Source organism: Cohnella yongneupensis, assembly GCF_042655785.1.
In the GTDB taxonomy this organism is placed as follows: domain Bacteria; phylum Bacillota; class Bacilli; order Paenibacillales; family Paenibacillaceae; genus Cohnella; species Cohnella yongneupensis.
The window spans coordinates 21527-37883 of sequence record NZ_JBHSNC010000035.1; the positions used below are offsets into that span (position 1 = coordinate 21527).

Annotated in this window: 16 protein-coding genes and 1 riboswitch; of the genes, 15 read left to right on the forward strand and 1 reads right to left on the reverse strand. The window is 54.1% G+C overall.

Annotation, left to right across the window (positions count from 1 at the left end; all coding sequences use genetic code 11):
- Nucleotides 1-64 precede the first annotated feature (64 nt).
- The 6 genes from purR (at nt 65) to ACFPQ4_RS11170 (ending at nt 4904) form a co-directional block, all read left to right on the forward strand.
- Nucleotides 65-889, forward strand: coding sequence for a pur operon repressor (gene purR, locus ACFPQ4_RS11145; RefSeq protein ID WP_378111930.1), 825 nt, complete (start codon nt 65-67; stop codon nt 887-889).
- A gap of 20 nt (nt 890-909) precedes the next feature.
- Nucleotides 910-1308, forward strand: coding sequence for a RidA family protein (locus ACFPQ4_RS11150; RefSeq protein WP_378111931.1), 399 nt, complete (start codon nt 910-912; stop codon nt 1306-1308).
- A 109-nt stretch (nt 1309-1417) separates the two neighbouring features.
- Nucleotides 1418-1702 (forward strand): septation regulator SpoVG, encoded by a 285-nt coding sequence (gene spoVG, locus ACFPQ4_RS11155; RefSeq protein WP_035119511.1) that lies wholly within the window; start codon nt 1418-1420, stop codon nt 1700-1702.
- A 110-nt stretch (nt 1703-1812) separates the two neighbouring features.
- Entirely contained in the window at nt 1813-3210 is a 1398-nt protein-coding gene (gene glmU, locus ACFPQ4_RS11160; protein WP_378111932.1) for a bifunctional UDP-N-acetylglucosamine diphosphorylase/glucosamine-1-phosphate N-acetyltransferase GlmU, read from the forward strand.
- A 33-nt stretch (nt 3211-3243) separates the two neighbouring features.
- Nucleotides 3244-4200 (forward strand): ribose-phosphate diphosphokinase, encoded by a 957-nt coding sequence (locus ACFPQ4_RS11165; RefSeq protein WP_378111933.1) that lies wholly within the window; start codon nt 3244-3246, stop codon nt 4198-4200.
- Between the two features lie 53 nt (nt 4201-4253).
- Nucleotides 4254-4904, forward strand: coding sequence for a 50S ribosomal protein L25 (locus tag ACFPQ4_RS11170; protein WP_378111934.1), 651 nt, complete (start codon nt 4254-4256; stop codon nt 4902-4904).
- Nucleotides 4905-4983: 79 nt separating this feature from the next.
- Here the strand turns inward: ACFPQ4_RS11170 and ACFPQ4_RS11175 are convergent, their stop codons facing one another.
- Nucleotides 4984-5178 carry a hypothetical protein gene (locus tag ACFPQ4_RS11175; protein ID WP_378111987.1) on the reverse strand — a complete coding sequence of 65 codons (195 nt, stop codon included), beginning with the start codon at nt 5176-5178 and terminating at the stop codon, nt 4984-4986.
- 135 nt (nt 5179-5313) lie between these two features.
- Between ACFPQ4_RS11175 and pth the strand changes: the two genes are divergently transcribed.
- The 9 genes from pth (at nt 5314) to urtE (ending at nt 16104) form a co-directional block, all read left to right on the forward strand.
- Nucleotides 5314-5901: an aminoacyl-tRNA hydrolase gene (pth, locus tag ACFPQ4_RS11180; protein ID WP_378111935.1), complete on the forward strand. Its 588-nt coding sequence runs from the start codon at nt 5314-5316 to the stop codon at nt 5899-5901.
- A gap of 73 nt (nt 5902-5974) precedes the next feature.
- Nucleotides 5975-6205 (forward strand): anti-sigma-F factor Fin, encoded by a 231-nt coding sequence (locus ACFPQ4_RS11185; protein ID WP_378111936.1) that lies wholly within the window; start codon nt 5975-5977, stop codon nt 6203-6205.
- Between the two features lie 109 nt (nt 6206-6314).
- Nucleotides 6315-9836, forward strand: a complete 3522-nt coding sequence (gene mfd / locus ACFPQ4_RS11190) for a transcription-repair coupling factor (RefSeq protein WP_378111937.1) — start codon at nt 6315-6317, stop codon at nt 9834-9836.
- Nucleotides 9823-10944, forward strand: a complete 1122-nt coding sequence (locus ACFPQ4_RS11195) for a peptidylprolyl isomerase (protein WP_378111938.1) — start codon at nt 9823-9825, stop codon at nt 10942-10944. The genes mfd and ACFPQ4_RS11195 overlap by 14 nt, the downstream gene beginning before the upstream one ends.
- 320 nt (nt 10945-11264) lie before the next feature.
- Nucleotides 11265-12524 (forward strand): urea ABC transporter substrate-binding protein, encoded by a 1260-nt coding sequence (gene urtA / locus ACFPQ4_RS11200; RefSeq protein ID WP_378111939.1) that lies wholly within the window; start codon nt 11265-11267, stop codon nt 12522-12524.
- 86 nt (nt 12525-12610) lie between these two features.
- Nucleotides 12611-13519, forward strand: coding sequence for an urea ABC transporter permease subunit UrtB (urtB, locus tag ACFPQ4_RS11205; RefSeq protein WP_378111940.1), 909 nt, complete (start codon nt 12611-12613; stop codon nt 13517-13519).
- A 51-nt stretch (nt 13520-13570) separates the two neighbouring features.
- Nucleotides 13571-14683 carry an urea ABC transporter permease subunit UrtC gene (gene urtC / locus ACFPQ4_RS11210; RefSeq protein ID WP_378111942.1) on the forward strand — a complete coding sequence of 371 codons (1113 nt, stop codon included), beginning with the start codon at nt 13571-13573 and terminating at the stop codon, nt 14681-14683.
- Nucleotides 14634-15419: an urea ABC transporter ATP-binding protein UrtD gene (urtD, locus tag ACFPQ4_RS11215; RefSeq protein ID WP_378111943.1), complete on the forward strand. Its 786-nt coding sequence runs from the start codon at nt 14634-14636 to the stop codon at nt 15417-15419. The genes urtC and urtD overlap by 50 nt, the downstream gene beginning before the upstream one ends.
- Entirely contained in the window at nt 15397-16104 is a 708-nt protein-coding gene (gene urtE, locus ACFPQ4_RS11220; RefSeq protein ID WP_378111944.1) for an urea ABC transporter ATP-binding subunit UrtE, read from the forward strand. The genes urtD and urtE overlap by 23 nt, the downstream gene beginning before the upstream one ends.
- Nucleotides 16105-16217: 113 nt before the next feature.
- Nucleotides 16218-16337: riboswitch (guanidine-I (ykkC/yxkD leader) on the forward strand.
- Nucleotides 16338-16357 lie beyond the last annotated feature (20 nt).

A 16357-nucleotide genomic window follows, 5' to 3' on the forward strand; every position in this document is an offset into this window, starting at 1 on the left:
TGAAAACCGTATAAAAGTGATATGATGCAGTTATATTATTCGGATTTAGACAGGAGAGAGGACAGTGAAAAAGTTGAAACGCAGCGCTAGACTCGTTGAGATGACACAATACCTGTTAGCTCGTCCTCATACGTTAATTTCTCTAACAGCATTCGCTGAACGCTACCAATCTGCGAAGTCTTCGATTAGCGAAGATTTGGCGATCATTAAAGAAGTTTTCGAAGATGAGGGCATCGGAGAATTGAATACGCTTGCCGGCGCGGCGGGCGGCGTTCGTTTCGTGCCGAAGGTTCGCACGGATCTCGCGCTCGAGAAGATGGGTTCGATTTGCCGCGAGCTTGAACAGCCGGATCGGCTGTTGCCGGGCGGCTATCTCTATATGACCGATTTGCTCGGACAGCCCGGCATGATGCAAGAGGTCGGACGCATGTTCGCTTCGGCGTTCGCGGACCGACACATCGACGTCATTATGACCGTGGAGACGAAAGGAATCCCACTGGCCCATGCGACGGCCGTCTTCTTGAACTTGCCCGTCGTCATCGTGCGCAGGGATCACAAAGTGACGGAAGGCTCGGCGGTCAGCATCAACTACGTCTCGGGCTCCACGAAGCGAATCCAGACGATGTCGCTAGCAAGACGCGCACTTAAAGAGGAATCGCGCGTGCTTATTATCGACGATTTCATGAAAGCGGGGGGAACCATTCAAGGAATGGTCGATCTGCTGCATGAATTCCGTGCCGTAGTTGCCGGAGTCGGCGTGTTCGTAGAATCCGGAGAAGTAGAGACGGACGAGCGACTGCTACATGACTATGTGTCCCTAGCGCGGCTTACGGAAGTGGATTTGAAAACCCGCCAAATTACCGTGCAACCCGGGAACTTTTTTCAATAACTAACTCGGAGGAACCTCCCATGAGTCTTAAAATCATATCTACGCCAGAAGCTCCCGCCGCTATCGGTCCGTATGCGCAAGCCGTGCGCGCAGGTAATCTTCTCTTTACATCGGGTCAAATCCCACTCACTCCCGCTGGCCAACTCGTAGAAGGCGGCATCGAGGAGCAGACGAACCAGGTGCTGACCAACTTGAAAGCGGTGCTTGCGGCAGAGGGAGCCACTTTCGGCGACGTCGTGAAGGCAACCGTCTTTTTGAAGGACATGAATCAGTTCGCGGCGTTCAATTCGATCTACGCTTCGTACTTCGGCGAACACACGCCAGCCCGCTCCACAGTAGAAGTCGCAAGGCTTCCGAGAGATGTTTTTGTCGAAATAGAATTGATCGCGGCGATTAATGTCGAAACTGTCAGGAATTAAAAAATTTTTTCATTTTTAACATTGGCTTTACCAGAATTAAGAAGGAATCGGCGCGATTTTGTGGAATATTACACCAAGTCTTCTGATGGACAAAGGTGGTGAACACAAAGTGCAAATTACAGATGTGAGACTCCGCCGCGTCAATTCGGAGGGGCGCATGAAGGCCATTGCTTCGATTACCATTGATAACGAATTCGTCGTACACGATATTCGGGTCATTGACGGCAACAATGGCATGTTCGTGGCCATGCCGAGCAAACGGACTCCGGACGGAGAGTTTCGAGACATTGCTCATCCGATCTCTTCCGGCACGCGCGAGAAGATTCAAGCGGCCGTGTTGGCAGAGTATGAGCGTGCTGCGCAAGATGAAGAAGTTATGGTCGAAGGGGCATAATGATGAATACTCGGAGAGAGGGCCTATGAGGGCTCTCTTTTCATTTATAACGGAATAAGCTATGATGCTGATGTAATTGAAGAAACGGATGAAGGGAAGCGTTATACCTCATGAAGAAAATGGCGATCGTGCTTGCGGCCGGACAGGGCAAGCGCATGAAATCCAAACTATACAAAGTGCTTCACGCAGTATGCGGCAAGCCTATGGTGAGCCATGTGCTTGATACAGTTAAACAAGCTTCTTGCGAGCGTACGGTAATCGTCGTCGGGCATGGCGCGGAAGCGGTGCAAGCGACGCTCGGACAATCGGTAGAATACGCCTTCCAAGCCGAGCAGTTGGGTACGGGACATGCGGTTATGCAAGCTAAATCGCTTCTCGGACTTGAGGACGGGGTTACGGTCGTCATTTGCGGAGATACACCGCTAGTGCGCGTGGAAACGGTAGAAGCGATGATCGCGCAGCACGTGGCGCAAGGCGCTGCCGCTACGGTGCTGACGGCAGTATTCGCAGATCCGACCGGATACGGGCGGGTAGTACGCGGAGCGAACGGCGACGTGGAGCGCATCGTGGAGCATAAGGATTGCAATGCGGAAGAAGCTGCCATACAAGAAATCAATACGGGCACGTATTGCTTCGATAACCGGAAGCTGTTCGCCGCTCTTGATCTTGTGACGAACAAGAACGCGCAGGGCGAATACTATTTGACGGACGTTATTGGCATTCTGAAGGGGCAAGGCGAGCGGGTCGGAGCCAGCGTAACCGGCGACGTCGCGGAAGCGATCGGCGTTAACGACCGCGTCGCGCTAGGCGAAGCGGAACGTCTCATGCGCCTTCGCATCAATGCGAAGCATCAATTGAACGGCGTAACGCTTATCGATGCCGGCAATACGTATATCGGCGCGGACGTCACGATCGGATCGGATACGATCATTTACCCTGGAACGGTGCTTAGCGGTAATACGGCTATCGGTTCCGATTGCGTCATCGGGCCAGGAGCAGAGCTTACCGATACGACGGTAGGCAGCGGATCGACGATTCGGCACTCCGTCACGGAGAAGGCGCAGATCGGCGACGATTGCAACGTAGGACCTTTTGCTTTCCTAAGACCGGGCACGAAGCTGGGGCGTCACGTGAAAATCGGAGATTTCGTAGAGATCAAGAACACGGTAATCGGCGAGCATAGCAAAGTCCCGCATTTGAGCTATGTCGGCGACGCGATCGTAGGCTCCAACGTAAATATAGGATGCGGAGCGATTACCGCCAACTATGACGGGTATAATAAATCTGTAACCGAAATCGGCGACGGCGTGTTTATCGGCAGCAACGCGAACTTGATCGCTCCCGTGAAAATCGGCAGCGGCGCGTACGTAGTTGCCGGCTCGACGATTACGCAGAACGTCGAAGATAACGATGTCGCGATCGCGCGCGAACGGCAAGTCAACAAGCCGGGATACGCGGCTAAGCTTCGCGCCCGCGCGAAGGCGAAGAAGGAAAGAGAGTCCGAATAAGCGGTCAAACTGAATAAAAAAGGCGGTTGTCATATGGCGTACCCTGATGCCACATTGAAACTGTTCTCCTGCAGCTCCAACCCTAAGCTGGCGGAAGCGATCGCCAGCTATATTGGCGTGGAGCTTGGCCGAGCCGAGATGGGCCGGTTCAGCGACGGAGAGACGCACATCCGCCTAGACGATAGCGTCCGGGGAGCCGATGTGTATGTCATCCAATCGACATCCGCGCCGGTGAACGATCATCTGATCGAGCTGCTCGTTATGGTAGACGCGTTGAAGCGGGCATCCGCCAAGACGATTAACGTCGTCATGCCGTATTACGGCTATGCAAGACAAGATCGCAAGGCGCGCTCAAGAGATCCGATCACGGCTAAATTAGTAGCGAACTTGATCGAGACGGCAGGCGCGCATCGTGTCATTGCAATGGATTTGCACGCGATGCAAATTCAAGGCTTCTTCGACATTCCGGTCGATCATCTGCTCGGGGTACCTATTCTGGGCGAATATTTTCAAACCAAAGGGCTTCGCTTACCGGTCGTCGTATCACCGGATCACGGCGGGGTCGTGCGAGCTCGCAGGCTGGCCGATGAGCTGGGGGCCTCTCTCGCGATCATCGACAAGCGGCGTCCGGAGCCCAATGTCGTCGAAGTGATGAACATTATCGGGGACGTCTCTGGACGAACGGCGATCTTGATCGATGACATTATCGATACGGCTGGGACGATCGCGCTGGCAGCCGCTGCGCTAAAGCAAGCGGGGGCGGTAGAGTTGTACGCTTGTTGTACGCATCCGGTATTGTCCGGAGCCGCAATCGAGAGGTTGGAAGCATCGCCGCTTAAGGAGATCGTTGTCACGGACACGATCCCGCTGCGCCAACCGTGCGGTACGGAGAAGATCAAGGTGTTGTCCGTCGCGCCGCTCATCGGCGAAGCGATCGTCCGTATTCACGAGCAGCAATCGATCAGCAAGCTGTTCGAACCGCATGTTTAATTGAATGGGCGAGCGGGCAATAATAGGATATCTCTAACCGAGGAGGTACGCCTATGAAAGCAAGCGCGACATTGCAAGTAGAGCGGCGGGTAACCGGAAGCCGCAACGAATTGCGCAAAATCCGAGAGTCCGGCAAAGTACCGGGCGTCATCTACGGCAAAGGGTTGGGCGCGCCCGTGTCCATATCGCTAGACGGCAAACAATTGGCGGCAATGCTAAGAAGCCATCCTCACTCCGTGATCGAAGTGGACGTGCCCGGTGAAGGCAAGCATCCGATTATGATGGCCGAGCTGCAACGCGATCCGATTTCCCATCAGATCATGCATATCGACTTTCAGCGGATCGACATGAACGAGAAAATCACGACGTCGGCGAGAATCGATATCGTCGGCAGTTCGATCGGAGAACGCGAAGGCGGCATGCTGCAGTTAATTTTGCACGAGCTTGATATCGAATGTTATCCTAAGGATATTCCGGACGTTATCGACGTCGATGTCAGCAGTCTTGAATTGGGAGAACATATTTCGATTGGGGATTTGAAGTTGCCGGAAGGTATCAAGGCTACGCAAGACGCGGAGACGGTGGTCGTGGCGATCCTAGCACCTCAGAAGGAACGTACGGAGGAAGAGCTCGATCATATCCACGATGAGGAGTTGCAGAACGCGAAGCATCGGGATGCGGCGGTGGCCGTGGAGAAGGATTAAGGATTTTACTTATCGATTGCATGATTAAGGGGTCGCGCCTAGACGCGACCCCTTCTTTTGACGGTGAAGCACAAATTAATTAATATCCCGGACGAGATACGAAGGTAAATTGCTTGCGGCTGTAGAAAATATTGTTGACCTGAACAAACTCTTTGCCATACTGTTCAATGAAACCGATGTCGCTGTGCGATCTGCCGCAGTAAATCTGTACGGGCACCTCGGAACTCATATGATCTTGGAAGTGCCGGTCGTCATAGATCATTTGGCCATTCATGTACACGTCAATTCACTCCATTTCTCCATTGGTGTCTGTATTGAATAGGACACATTAGGGATATAAATCGTTGCATGGCACGGAAATTTTTTTTGAATCGGACAAAGGAACCATTAACGGAGGTTGAAGCAAGCGATGAAATGGATCGTCGGACTGGGGAATCCCGGTACCGCTTACGCGAATACGAGGCACAATGTGGGATTCATGGTGATCGATGAATTGGCGAGGAGACACGGCGCGGACGTCGGCAACAACAAGTGCAAGGCGCTGACGGGGGAAGCGCGCATCGGAGGGGAGAAAGTCGCGTTATTGAAGCCGATGACTTATATGAACTTATCCGGAGAATCGGTTCGCGCTTTTATGGATTATTACAAGGTTAAATTAGAAGACTTGATCGTCGTCTATGACGACCTCGACACGGAGGTGGGCCGCATTCGTCTAAGATATCAGGGCAGTGCGGGCGGACATAACGGGATCAAGTCGATCATTCAGCATACCGGCACCCAGACGTTCAACCGCGTCAGAATCGGCATTTCGCGGCCGAAGCCGGGCGTCGTTATCTCCGATTACGTGCTCTCGCCATTCGCGAAAGCGGAACAAGCGGAAGTACGCCGCATGGTCGAAGAAGCCTGCGATGCGATCGAGCATGCGATCGGCCATCCGTTCGAGCAGACGATGGCGAAATTCAATACCGCCGGCGGAACGGGCAGCGCGCAAGCTTAAAATACGCATCGATGGGGCATACTGAACCAGAAGGCGGCGATTGCCGCATAACCCTGTTTCAGGAGGCATACATATGGCTGTAAACTACGTTTGTAGGCATTGCAATATGGCGCTGGGGCGGTTCGAGAACGCCGAAGTTCCGGAGTATCGCCTCGGTTTCCAATTCTTGACCGACGAAGAGCGAAAGCGTATAATTGCGTATAATTCGAACGGGGACGTGACCGTACGGTTAATATGCGACTATTGCAGCCAGACGTTGGATGCTCATCCCGAGCTGGCTTTGTTATCGAATCCATTGCAATGATCGCAGCATCATCACGTTCCGACACCTTCAACAGGAGGCCTTGGCATGTGCCGGGGCTTTTTCCTATGATCAATACGGAGCGGATTGACGGGAAGAAAGGGGAAATGCCATGAAACCGCTCATTCAGTCCATGATTGCGGATCCCGATCTGATTAGTATATTGGGCGGGCTCAAGAGCGGCATGCGCGAGCAACTCGTAGCCGGACTGTCCGGTTCCGCTCGCCAGGCGGCGATCGCCGCGATGTATCGCGAGCTGAATCGGCCGATGCTCGTTATTACGCACAACATGTTCTCGGCTCAGAAGATGGCGGATGATCTACAAGAGTGCTTGTCCGCGGATGAGGTGCTGATCTATCCGGCTAACGAATTGATAGCGGCGGAGACGGCGATCTCGAGTCCGGAAACGTCGGCGAGACGTCTAGAAGTATTGCTTAAGCTTGCGGAAGGCTTCCGCGGGCTCGTTGTCGTGCCGTTCGCCGGCGTTCGGAGGTTCCAGCCGGACAGTAAATCGATGGCGGAAGCGCGCATTGATATGCAAGTCGGCCAGACGCTGCCCATGGAGCAATTCCTTCGCAGTATGATCGAGATGGGGTACGAGCGCGTCGATCGCGTCGAACAGAAAGGGCATCTTAGCGTGCGAGGGGGCATCGTAGACTTCTTCCCGCTCGCTTCCGCTAACGCCTACCGCGTAGAGTGGTTCGACGACGAAGTCGATTCGATCCGTACGTTCGATCCGACGGATCAACGCTCTATCGATAAGCTAGATAGCTACACGGTTCGGCCTTGCAGAGAGTGGATCGCCAACGAACGCCGTTTCAAGAACGCGGCGCAGCACGCGCACGACCTTCTCGACAAACAGCTTGAGAAAATGAGCGATCGTCAGGCGAAAGAACGGCTTAGCTCCGAAATTTCCCGGGAAATAGACCTTTTGCGACAAAGTGTGTATTTTTCCGAAATCTACAAATATATTTCCCTTCTCTATCCGGAACGTCAAACGTTGCTCGATTATATCCCTAAGGACACGATTCTGCTCATGGATGAGCCGAATCGGCTTGCGGAGACGGCGCGTCAGCTGGAACGGGACGAGACCGAATGGACGACGCATCTGCTGCAACAAGGAAAGTCGTTGCCAGGCTTCATGCTGGCGGTCGGCGCTGAACAGGCGCTCTATCCTAAGGGATACCAGACTGTCTATTTATCTTTGTTCGTTAGGCAAATTCCGCATACGCAGCCGCAAAATATCGTGAACTTCGTCTGTCGCTCCATGCAAAACTTTCATGGCCAGATGAACGTACTTAAAGCAGAGATGGAGCGCTGGAAGAAGAGCGGGTCGCGCATCTACATGCTCGCCGGAAATACCGAGCGGGCGGAGCGCATAAGGCGCGTCCTCGAAGACTACCAAATCGAGCCTCCCGAAATTTTGCAAGGCAACTTGCAGAGCGGGTTCGAGCTGCCCTCCATTAAATTGGTCGTCATTACCGAAGGGGAGATGTTTACCCAGAAGCAGCGCAAGGCGAGACGGGTAGACCGCCATCTGGACAACGCGGAGCGGATCAAGAGCTATACCGAGCTTAAAGTCGGAGATTACGTCGTTCACCAGAACCACGGCATCGGTAAGTATCTTGGTATCGGCACGCTCGAAGTGGGCGGCATTCACAAAGATTATCTTCATATCCTCTACGCGGGCAGCGACAGGTTGTCCGTTCCGGTGGAGCAATTTGATCTTATTCAGAAATATATCGGTTCCGAAGAAAAGGAGCCGAAGGTTAGCAAGCTAGGCGGCGCGGAATGGAACCGGGTTAAAACGAAAGTCCGCAGCTCCGTGCAAGACATCGCCGACGATCTGATCAAGCTGTACGCAGCGCGTCAGTCGACGCAAGGGTTCGGCTTCGGGGACGATACGCCATACCAGCAGGAATTCGAAGCGATGTTTCCTTACGACGAAACGGTGGATCAGCTTCGCGCTATTCAGGAAATCAAAGAAGATATGCAGACGGCGCGCCCGATGGATCGGTTGTTGTGCGGTGACGTCGGATACGGCAAGACGGAAGTCGCGATCCGTGCGGCGTTCAAGGCGGCAATCGAAGGCAAGCAGGTAGCGGTACTCGTGCCGACGACGATTTTGGCGCAGCAGCATTACGAGACGTTCCGCGAACGTTTCTCGGGCTATCCTTTCAATATTAAGGTGCTTAGCCGGTTCCGTTCCCGCAAAGAGCAGACGGATACGATGAAAGGGCTGAAGGCCGGCACGGTCGATGTCGTCATCGGGACGCACCGGTTGCTCTCGCAAGACGTCATCTTCAAAGACCTTGGCCTCCTCATCGTGGACGAAGAGCAGCGTTTCGGCGTCACGCACAAGGAGAAGCTGAAGAAAATCAAGACGAACGTGGACGTGCTGACCCTCACGGCGACGCCAATTCCGCGTACGCTTCACATGTCCATGTTAGGCGTGCGGGATCTATCGGTTATCGAGACGCCGCCTGAAAATCGGTTCCCGGTTCAGACGTACGTGGTCGAGTATAGCCCGACGCTCGTGCGCGAAGCGGTGGAGCGGGAATTGGCCCGGGATGGCCAAGTCTACTATTTGTATAACCGGGTACAAGGGATCTACCAGATGGCCGAGCAGATTAGCGCGCTCGTTCCGGACGCACGCGTCGCCGTCGGCCACGGCCAGATGAGCGAACAGGAGCTGGAGCGGACGATTCTCGATTTTCTGGACGGCGAGTACGACGTACTCGTCAGCACGAGCATTATCGAGACGGGCGTCGATATTCCGAACGTGAACACACTTATCGTCCACGATGCGGACAAGATGGGGCTGTCGCAGCTGTACCAGCTGCGGGGCCGCGTTGGTCGTTCGAACCGGATCGCTTATGCGTATTTTACTTACCAGCGGGACAAGGTGCTCACCGAAGTGGCGGAGAAGCGGCTGCAGTCGATCAAGGAATTTACCGAGCTCGGCTCCGGCTTCAAGATCGCGATGCGCGACTTGTCGATTCGCGGCGCGGGCAACTTGCTCGGAGCGGAACAGCACGGGTTCATCGCTTCCGTCGGATTCGACCTTTATTCGCAAATGCTGGCCGAGGAAATCCAAAGCCGCAAGCTCGAGATGGGTGGCGTGGCGTTGCCTCCGCAGGTTATCAATACGCAGCTGGATTTGGGCGTCGATGCTTATTTGCCGCCGGATTATATTTACGACAGCATTCAGAAAATCGAGATTTACAAGAAGGTCGCGACAGCATCGTCGCTCGACGATGTGAGCGATCTCTTCGAAGAGCTGATCGACCGTTTCGGTGAACCGCCTAAGGCCGTGCTCAACTTGCTGACTGTCGCCAGACTGAAAGTACATGGCCGACGCTACGGAATCGAGTCCATTATCCGTCGCGGGGACGAGGTCTCCCTCAAATTCGAGGAGCGACGCCGCGAGGATATCGACCTGACCAAGCTTAAGGCGATGGAGTCGAAGTTCCAAGGACGTCTAGTTAATGCGATCAATGCGTCGCAGCTTGTCCTTCGATTTAAGATTCGAGGCCTCGATGAGAACGCTTTATTGGCGCTAATCGAGCAATTTCTGTTACAATACAAAGAAGCGACAAAATCGAAGGGAGAATTGCAGGATGTTGCACCATAAGCGCATGCCGTACCGTCGGCTAGCCACCATACTGCTGACGGCGGCCATGCCCGTCGCGCTCTTGTCCGGCTGCGGAAATAAAGACGGGGATTATCCAGGATCTAGCAAGGGTGACGTAATCGCTACCTACAAGGACGGCGGTACCGTTACGGACAAAGAATATGACAAATACGCGGCATTCGAGATGTTCATAAATCCCGATAAAGCGATGTACATGTCGATCGAACAGTTGAAAGAGAACTTCGTTAAGCAATACGTCGTTTCCAAAGTATTCGCGCCGCAAATTTCGGACGCGGATAAGAAAACGGTCGATACGAACGCCGAGAGCTTCAAGACGGAATTGGAGACGGAGCTCAAGAACGCCGAGCAATCGGCCCAGCTCAAGTCTTACATGGACGAGCATAACTTGTCCGTCGCCGAAGCGGTGAAATTCTTTAAGCATGATTATGCGTTCCAATTGTATTACATGGCGAAGATGAACGAATATAAAGCCGCCGTCACGAATGACGAGATGAAAGCGGAGTACGATAAGAATCCTGCGGATTTCAACGTCGTGTCCGTTCGTCATATTCTAGTTCAAACCGTCGATCAGTCGACCAATGCTAGCGTTCGTACCGACGATGAAGCGCTCAAGCGCGCGCAAGAAGTCAAAGCGAAGCTGGATGCCGGCGGAGACTGGAACGCACTGGCGAAGGAGTACTCCGACGACCCGGGTTCTAAAGACAATGGCGGCCTATATGATAAGAAGACCGTAAGCGGCTATGTCGCCGAGTTCAAGGACGCGGCTAACACGCAAGAAATCGGCAAAATCGGCGAACCGGTCAAAACGCAATACGGGTATCATGTTATGAAGGTGGAGAGCCGCGAGGCTACGGCGTTCGATAAGCTGACGGATGAGGACAAAGACACGTTGAAAACGAACGTGGCGGGCACCAAAGCCGGCGACTTCCTAACGGCGGAGCAAGAGAAACTCGAGATCAAGGTAACGTTGCCTGCACCGTCGCCAAGCCCTTCGAGCTCGCCTAGCGCATCGGGATCCCCTAGTGCATCTCCGAGTGCATCGCCAAGCGCTTCCCCAAGCGCATCGCCATCGGCGTCGGCGAAATAAAAGAATTCCACGTTAAGACGTGCAAAGGAACTTCGGTTCCCGAGCACGTCTTTTTTTCGTCGAATTGAAAGTCTGTTATGTTACCTTTCATAACATAAACTAAGTGTAATCCGTCGATATATGTGATATTTAATTACGTTAAGTGCATATAAATAGAGGATATCTTCTTGTAAAATAGATATTTTCCTATTTATATGTCATGTATATTGACATGGACTAGAAACTCGCCATATAATGGGATCACGAACGGTGCGGTTGTGGAGAGAACCTAACGTTCGGATTTTAGAGAGAAACCATACAATAGATCGGGGAGTGGAAGGATGAGGAAGGGTAATTGGGTTAAAGGATTCGTATTGGTGTTATCCGCCAGCTTGGTGTTGGCAGCTTGCGGTAACAACAACAATGATGAGGCGGGGAGCTCATCCTCGGCGCCGGCATCGTCCGCGGCGGCGACGGGAGACACGGTTAAGGTTGGTATCTTGCATTCGTTGACCGGAACGATGTCGATCAGCGAAGTGACGGTCAAGAACTCCGAGCTCATGGCGATCAAAGAGATTAACGCCAAGGGCGGCGTGCTCGGTAAACAGATCGAGCCCATCGTCGAGGACGGAGCGTCCGACTGGCCGACATTCGCGGAAAAGGCGCGCAAGCTTCTATCGGAAGATAAAGTCGCGACGGTATTCGGGGGATGGACTTCTTCCAGCCGTAAAGCGATGCTGCCGGTATTCGAAGAACTGAACGGTCTGCTCTGGTATCCCGTACAATACGAAGGCTTGGAATCATCCCCTAACATCTTCTATACCGGCGCAACGACGAACCAACAAATCATCCCTTCCGTCGACTTCCTGCTGGAGAAGGGCAAGAAGAAAGTGTTCCTTCTTGGCTCCGACTACGTATTCCCGCGCACTGCTAACAAGATCATTAAGGCGCAGCTGGCCGCCAAAGGCGGAGAGACGGTCGCCGAAGAATATACGCCGCTCGGTCACACCGACTACACCACGATTATTACGAAGATTAAGGAAGCGAAGCCGGACGTCGTGTACAACACGCTGAACGGCGATAGCAACGTAGCCTTCTTCAAGCAATTGAAGGATGCCGGCATTAGCTCCAAAGACCTCATGACGGTATCCGTCAGCGTCGCGGAGGAAGAAGTGAAGGGCATCGGTCCTGAATACTTGACGGGGCATCTCGTCGCTTGGGATTACTACCAAACGACCGATACGCCGGAGAACAAAGCATTCGTTGAAAACTTCAAGAAGGAGTACGGTGCGGACAGCGTAACGAGCGATCCGATGGAAGCGGGTTACGTCGCTGTCTATCTGTGGGCGGCAGCGGCCGAGAAAGCCGGATCCTTCGACGTAGACAAGGTGAAGGCCGCGGCCAAAGGCATCGAATTCAACGCGCCAGAGGGCAAAGTCACGATCGACGGAGATAACCAGCACATCTACAAGACGGTTCGGATCGGCGAAATCCAAGCCGACGGTCAAATCGTAGAACTGTGGAATTCCGGTGGTCCGGTCAAACCCGATCCATACTTGAAAACCTACGATTGGGCGAAGGGGCTCAGCGAAGGGTCATAAACTAGTCGCAGCAAACGTAGGGGGAAGCGTTCGGCGAAAGCCGAGCCTTCCCCTCGCTTGTACCAAGGCAGGGGAGGGTTCCATCGATGGATATATGGATTACGCAAATGTTCAATGGTCTTAGCGTCAGCTCCATTCTGCTCTTGATCGCGCTCGGGCTAGCCATTACGTTCGGTCTTATGCGGGTCATCAATATGGCGCACGGCGAGTTTATCATGATCGGCGCTTACGGCGCTTATATGACGCAAGAAATATTCAAGTCTTCCTTCCCTAAAAGCATGTTCGACGCGTATTTTCCGGTCGCTATACTCGTGAGCTTCGTGCTTGCGTTCGCCATTGGCTTCTTGCTCGAGGTGACATTGATCCGGTTTTTGTATGGCCGTCCGCTCGACAGTTTGCTCGCCACTTGGGGCGTCGGCTTAATGCTGCAGCAGCTTGCAAGGTCCATCTTCGGGGCGCCGAACGTCGGCGTCGAGAGCCCTTCGTGGCTTAATGGCGGGTTGAAATTGATGGGCGGTGACGTTGTTCTCCCCTACAAAAGGTTGTTCATTATCGCGCTAGTCGTTCTGATTTTGGTCGCGATGTACTTCTATATTTACCGTAGCGGTGCCGGGCGCCGAATGCGCGCGGTTATGCAAAATCGGGACATGGCGGCATGCCTAGGAATTTCGACGAGACGGGTAGATTCGGTTACTTTTGCTATCGGCTCGGGTATCGCGGGCATCGCGGGTTGCGCACTTACGTTAATTGGATCAATCGGGCCTTCCATCGGCACTTATTATATCGTGGATGCTTTCATGGTCGTCGTGCTGGGCGGCGTCGGCAAGCTCGTAGGGACCGTAGCCGGAGCGCTCGGCATCGGCGTGTTCAACACGATGTTCGAATGGTGGACGGATGCGTCTCTCGGCAAGGTGCTCGTCTTCTTGTGCATCGTCGCCTTCCTGCAGTGGAAGCCGATGGGGATGTTCGCGGTTCGGACGCGTTCGCTCGACTAAGCTGCATGCGGGTCCGCATGCGCTACGCAATGGATATTCGTATGGGAGTGGGTGATTGCGTTGCTATCCTCGATCAATATACCGCGCCGAGTCTGGCTAATTATCGGCTACGTCGTCTCCTCGGGCTTGCTGTTGTCCGCGCCGATGTTTCTGAGCGACTTCCGGTTGAATTTGTTGGCTAAGTGTCTTGCCTTCGCGATCGTAGCGCTGGGGCTTGATCTGTTGTGGGGTTATACCGGCATTCTCAGCTTGGGGCACGGCGTGTTCTTCGGCCTTGGCGCCTACGCGATGGCAATGCACTTGAAGCTTGAAGCGGGTGGCAAGCATTTGCCCGACTTCATGGATTGGATGGGGCTGACGAAGCTGCCGTGGTTCTGGGAGCCGTTCAAGAGCTTTGCTTTCGCAGCGCTGATGGGGATCGTAATTCCGGCGGTGCTGGCGTTAATTCTCGGTTTCTTCACTTTCCGCAACCGCATTCGCGGGGTGTATTTTACGATTCTTACGCAAGCGCTCGTTATCATTACCGTCACCTTGTTTGTAGGGCAGCAAGCATACACGGGAGGGACGAACGGGTTGACCGGCTACAGCAAGCTACTCGGTTACAGCTTGAAATCCGATACGGCTAAGTCGGTCGTTTACTTGGTGACGGTCGTTGCGCTAATCGTGTCGTTCATCGTCTGCAGATATTTGGTCAAGAGCCGATTCGGCAAAGTGTTGCGCGCCATTCGCGACGGAGAGAACCGCACGCGGTTCCTCGGCTATGATCCGGCGAAGTATCAGATGGCCGCATTCGCCGTGTCCGCCGCGCTGGCGGGTCTAGCCGGAATGTTGTTCGTGCTTCATGTCGGCATTATCTCGCCTACGATGATGGCGATCGTTCCTTCGATTGAGTTGGTGTTGCTCGTCGCCATCGGCGGTAGAGGGACGTTAATCGGAGCGGTTATCGGGGCCATTATTATGACGCAAGCGAAAAGCGAGCTGAGTGCATCGTATCCGGATTTCTGGCTGTTCTTCCTCGGCGCGCTGTTCATCGTCGTGACGGTATTCCTGCCGGGCGGCCTCGTCGGCCTGATCCGGCAAGCGAGTCAACTACTCTCAAGGAGGCGGAAGACGGATGAAATCAAGCTCAATACTGTCGTGCCAGAAAGTAACGGTGTCGTTTGACGGCTTCAAAGCCGTGCAGGATATGAATTTGGAGCTGCTTCACGGGGAGCTGCGGTTTCTGATCGGGCCGAACGGGGCCGGGAAGACGACAATGCTGGATGCGATCTGCGGCAAAGTTAAACCGGCGTTCGGTTCGGTGCTGTTCAACGGCAAGAGCGGAGCGGTGGATGTGACAAGGCGCAAGGAGCACGAGATCGCGCAGCTCGGCATCGGGCGCAAGTTCCAGACGCCGTCGATCTTCGCCGGCCTTACGGTCGAGGAGAACCTGGAGATCGCGATGGCTCAGAACCGCGGCGTATGGGCGACGCTTCGGGCGAAAATGAATAAAGCCGACCAAGAGAGAATCGACGGCGAGCTGGCGCTCATCGGGCTAGGCGATAAGAAGAAGCTGCGCGCCGGGCTGCTCTCGCATGGAGAGAAGCAGTGGCTCGAGATCGGCATGATGCTGCTGCAGGAGCCGGAAATTTTGCTGCTCGACGAGCCTGTAGCGGGGATGACGGACAAGGAAACCGACAAGACCGGCGAGCTGCTGCAGGAAATCGTGCGCAAGCGGACCGTCGTCGTCGTGGAGCATGATATGGAGTTCGTTCGCAATTTCGCCAGCAAAGTAACCGTTATGCACGAAGGCAAGCTTCTTAAGGAAGGTTCGATGGAAGAGGTACAAAGAGACGATCGGGTGGCGGAAGTCTACCTGGGCAGAAGGCGGGATTACGATGTTAACCGTTCAACGGCTTGAAGCGGGATATGGGGAAAGCGTCATTTTGCGCGACGTGTCGCTCACGGTAGAGCCGGGGCAGGTCGTCTGCCTGATGGGGCGCAACGGCGTCGGGAAGTCGACGCTCGTAAAGAGCATTATGGGGTTGCTTAAGGCGAGACAAGGCTCCGTCTCCTTCAAAGGCTCCGACGTGACGAAGCGAGCGCCGGGCGAACGGGCGAGAAGGGGTATCGGGTACGTGCCGCAAGGGCGCGAGATCTTCTCCCAGCTGTCGGTCTACGAAAATTTGCGCATCGGCCTGGAAGCCAACCGCGATTCGGCGAAGCGTAAAAGCAGGGACATTCCTGCGGTGGCCGTAGAGAAATTCCCGATTTTGCCGACGTTCTACGATCGCCGGGGCGGGGATCTTAGCGGCGGGCAGCAGCAACAGCTGGCATTCGCGCGCGCGCTCATCTCCGAGCCGGAGCTACTTCTTCTTGACGAGCCGACCGAGGGTATCCAGCCTTCGATCGTCGAAGCGATCCAAGATGTTATTCGTTCGATTCGCGACGAGGGGAAAACGGCTATTTTGCTCGTCGAGCAAAGCTTGGACTTCGTGCGGAGTGTCGGAGACCGGTTCTACATTATGGAGAAAGGCTCCATCGTGTGGCAGGGCGGGCGCGAGGAATTGGATGACCCGGCGGTTATGAAATATTTGACGATTTAATTATGTAATAATATCTAACATAATTGTTGACGGGATTCGCATATTGTTGGTAGTATGTTACTAAACCTAACAATTAAAACTGAATATCGGTTTCCTGATTCACTTAAGGGAAACGCAAAGTCGTCTAGGGTTCCGTTGGGCTTCCAAGCTGGTCCGAGAGACGGCGCATGGTTCGCGGGCGATATGTATGGCGTTCAGGACCATTCACACGGAAGGACAAAAGCCTGGGAGACCCTCTCTCTCAGGCTTTTTC